This window comes from Alcanivorax sp., from assembly GCF_014762765.1.
GTDB lineage: Bacteria > Pseudomonadota > Gammaproteobacteria > Pseudomonadales > Alcanivoracaceae > Alcanivorax.
This window is the reverse complement of the sequence record NZ_JABURH010000211.1, coordinates 46,560-50,186: the sequence shown is the minus strand read 5'-3', so window position 1 is coordinate 50,186 and position 3,627 is coordinate 46,560. Positions and strand designations below refer to the sequence as shown.

Here is a 3,627-nt window from a genome sequence, read left to right as displayed (position 1 = left end):
TCAAACTGCTCCATCTGCCATTGCCCGAACGCCTGTTGCGCCTGTTCCAGCTGCTCGATCAGCCGCTGGCGTTTGCCCGGTTCGAATTTACGGCTGGCCAGGGACAGCAGGGTCTTGTGCAGGCGCTGGCGCTCCTTGCGGTCCATGTGATCGAGCCAGTGCTCGCCGGCCTCATTGACCACCAGCACGTCCCGGCCGGCGTGGTTGCGCTGGCTGACTTCGTAGCTGTGCACCAGGGCACGACCCAGGACCACATAGGCAAACTGGGGGTCTTTCAGGGGGCCGTAGACCGCTTCCCGGAAACCGCCACTGAGCGGCCCTAGTTTCAGGCGCGTGAGCTTGTCGCCGTAGTAGTAGCTGCCAGCGGCGCCGAGCAGGCCACCGATCAGCGCGCCGGTGCCCAGGGAATGCCCCAGGGTCACCGCATCCAGGCCCGCGCCGCCCACCGCACCGGCACCGAAACCGGCGGCGGCCAGCTGGGTCTTGCTGATGCCCCAAAGCTGGCGGGTGCGTTCGCTGAACAGGTCACCATCGTCCGGGGTGAGCAGGTCGCTCTCCTGCCGTTGCAGGCGGCGATGCTGATAAAGATCTTCCACCGACCGGCGCAGGCGCTGCTCCCGTTCGCGCTGCCAGTGATGCCAGCGCTGGCGCAATTTGGGCAGCAGCGGTTTGGCCGGTTCGTGCTCACCCAGGCGGGCACTTTCCTGATGGCCGAGCATGTCGATCAGGGCATCGGCGATATGTTCCAGGGCCTGGCTGTCGCGGCCAAATTTGAGGGCCTGCAGGTATTCCAGGGCCGCATCCAGGGGTTCGCGCCAGTCCGGCGCCAGTTGCCCGAAGCTGCGTAGCAGGTCCAGGTGCTTTTCGAAGGGGGCGCGCACCGCGTCAAAACGGCGCACGATCTGGAAATACTGGCCCAGGGCCGCTTCCCAGTCGGCACTGTGATCGTCGCTGCCAATCTGGTTGATCAGCGCCAGGCTGGGCCGGCCGGTCCAGCGCAGGATGTTCATTTCCGCTTCGTGTTCGCGGTTGTAGGGTACCGAGCCGTCCACCACATAGATGATCCCCGCGCCGTCCACGATGGGAGCCAGCAGCTGGCATTCATCGTGATAGCGCGGGTCATCCCCATGCTGGGTGACGAAGGCGGCCACGGTTTCCGGGCGATCGGAGGCGGACAGGCTGTGCCCCTGCAACCAGGCCAGCACCTTGCGGGGACGCTGGAACCCGGGAGTGTCGATCAGCTCGTAGAGGGTCGTGTCATCCACCTTCATGGGGTAACGGTGGCTGTCGCGGGTGGTGCCCGGCTCCATGGCGATGGCAATGGAGTCGTTCTGGGCCAGGGTGGCCACCACGCTGGACTTGCCCTTGTTGGGGTGGCCAACCACGGCAAAGCGGGGCAGTTGTTGGGCCGTTTCGTTCATGGTTGATCCTGTTCCCGGGGGGCGCACAGCAGCAGCTGGCTGTCACCCTGACGGTCCACAAAGCGTTGCCACTGGGCCAGCAGCCCGGCATCGGTAAGCGCGGCGCCCTGCTCATCCGCCAGTGGCACCAGGGCCAGCAGGGTGGCAGCGGACCAGTGATCGCGGGCATCGACAATGAAATCGCTGAGTTCCCCGGTGGGCGGCTCCCAGCCCCGGGTGACCAGGATCACCGGCTGATTGCGGGCGCCGGTCTGTTCCAGCACCCGGGCATCCTCTTCCAGGGAATTGTTGCCCCCGGCACGGCACTGCAGCGGCGCCGGATCGCGGCTGAGGCGGGGCAACAGGCCGGGGGCGTCCATGGCAGCCCCGGCCCAATGGATCAGGGTGGCACTGTCCGGCAGGGGCGACAGGTCCGTTTTGGCCGCCGCCGGGGCGGGCTGGCTGTCTTCCTGGCCACGGGTTTCCACCCAGGGCGTCTCGAAGCGATAGAACAGCCCCTGCCAGCCCGGGTGGGCGCGCAGGGCCCGGCCCGCCTGCCAACGGAGCTGCAGGGCCGCCAGCATCAGCAACACCATCCGGGGCAACAGCACATACACCAGCCACAGCATCAGCACGAAGGGCCACCAGGTCCCCAGCAAGGCAGGGTTATCCGCCTGGATATCCGCAAGCCGGTAGAACTGGGATGCGTTCACCAGCTCCGCCGAGGGGACCGCTGCGGGCCACAGGCTCTGCCAGGGCTGGGCCAGGGCCGCCACCATCCGGTGATAGCCCTCGGCAGACGTCTGCAGTGTCGTGCTCCAGCCGAAGGCCAGATCCTGCACCACCACCAGGGCCAGCAAGGTCAGCAGACCGCTGATGGCAAACAGCAATCCCCCGGTGTGGGCGATGCGGGCGCACAGGGCCGGGCGCAGGGCTGCCAGAGGATCCTCCCCCTGGCGCGGCCCCAGCAGGCTGCCCCAGGGCTGCCAACCCAGCCAGGCCTGCATGCTGGTGAACAGGGCCAGCAGCAGTTGCAGGGCCACCAGGCCGATCAGCAGGGTCAGGTTGATCTGCCGGCTGCCGTCATACCAGAGCAGACCCAGCATGAAACCCGCCCCCAGCAGGGCTCCCAGGCCGGCAAACACCCAGCTGGCCTGGCGCCAGTGACGCAGGCGCGGGTCGGCGTCGGCTTCACGTCGCTGGCCGTTCAGGGCATGCAAGGCCGCCAGCCAGGCGGGCACGGTGAGCGGTTGTTTCTGGTCTTCCTGCTGCTGGGCAAAGCGGCGGTCGCGGCGGTGCAGAAAGGCGTGGCTCTGTTGCACATCACGACGGTACTGGTCGTCAAAATCCAGCAGCAGGGTCAGGGCCTTGGGCAAGGGGGCGACCTCGAGGTTATTTGTCGTCCGGGGCTGCGGCCGGTTGCGGAAGCTGTTTGGGCGAGGTGTATTTCACCCCGTCGGTGGCGCAGGCACCGCAGGCGTTACCGTATTCGCCGAGAATGCCACCTTGCTCGTCGTAGCCAAAGGCGGGGCGGTAATCCATGGTGCAGGCTTGAGGCGGATCATCCGGGCAAGTGGTGGTGCCTTCCGGCAGCCCGGCCGGGTAGTCAGTGTCGTACTGGGTGGCGCAGGCGGTAACCAGCAAGGCAAAAGCGGGCACAACCAGGGCAACAGCTTTCATTGACGATCTCCTGAAATTTTCCGTCACCGGCAGATGACGGCACACCTTGTGAACCCCAAGGATAGATAAAGTTCGCGTCCGGTGCATGCTTCGTATCCATTGAGGCTACAGCATCTGCAAAAAACCTTTTTTCCACAGAGGGCACAGAGGCACTGAGAAAAACCATTTCATGCTTTCTTTATGGCATACAGAAACCGTCAACCTTTCTCGTTTCCTGCTACGGCTAAAGAAAGCAAAAACCTGAACCCCTCTGTGACTCTGTGCCCTCTGTGGTAAAAATGGGTTTTCTACCCAGGCTTCACCCAGTAATGGCGTCTCTCGCAACCGCACCCGCCAGACCGTAAACTGCTTTGCCGTTTTCTCTGCTTTGTCACGAGGTTTTCATGGCGTCCAACATCGACTGGCGAAACATTCCCGCCGCTATCTGGCGGGGCCGTTCCGGCACCCTGCGGCCAGTGAGCCGGCCGGATCCGGTGCGGCTGGAGGACCTGCTCGGTATCGATACCCAGAAGGCGAAAATCCTGCAGAACACGGAACGGTTTCTGCG

Annotated in this window: 4 protein-coding genes; 1 reads left to right on the top strand and 3 read right to left on the bottom strand. The window is 64.8% G+C overall.

What is annotated here, in order from left to right:
- The 3 genes from HUJ17_RS16865 to HUJ17_RS16855 form a co-directional block, all read right to left on the bottom strand.
- On the bottom strand, positions 1 to 1,421 hold a 1,421-nt coding region (locus HUJ17_RS16865), incomplete at its 3' end, for a GTPase/DUF3482 domain-containing protein (RefSeq protein WP_290511787.1).
- The gene (locus HUJ17_RS16860; RefSeq protein ID WP_290511786.1) at positions 1,418 to 2,776 is read right to left on the bottom strand and encodes a DUF2868 domain-containing protein; all 1,359 of its coding nucleotides are present in this window, start codon (positions 2,774 to 2,776) and stop codon (positions 1,418 to 1,420) included. The genes HUJ17_RS16860 and HUJ17_RS16865, both read right to left, overlap by 4 nt.
- A 16-nt stretch (positions 2,777 to 2,792) precedes the next feature.
- The gene (locus HUJ17_RS16855; RefSeq protein ID WP_290511785.1) at positions 2,793 to 3,080 is read right to left on the bottom strand and encodes a hypothetical protein; all 288 of its coding nucleotides are present in this window, start codon (positions 3,078 to 3,080) and stop codon (positions 2,793 to 2,795) included.
- 383 nt (positions 3,081 to 3,463) lie between these two features.
- On the opposite strand from HUJ17_RS16855, the gene HUJ17_RS16850 reads away from it, so the two are divergent.
- Positions 3,464 to 3,627, top strand: a 164-nt coding sequence (locus HUJ17_RS16850; RefSeq protein ID WP_290511788.1) for a DUF815 domain-containing protein, incomplete at its 3' end; no start/stop codon positions are given.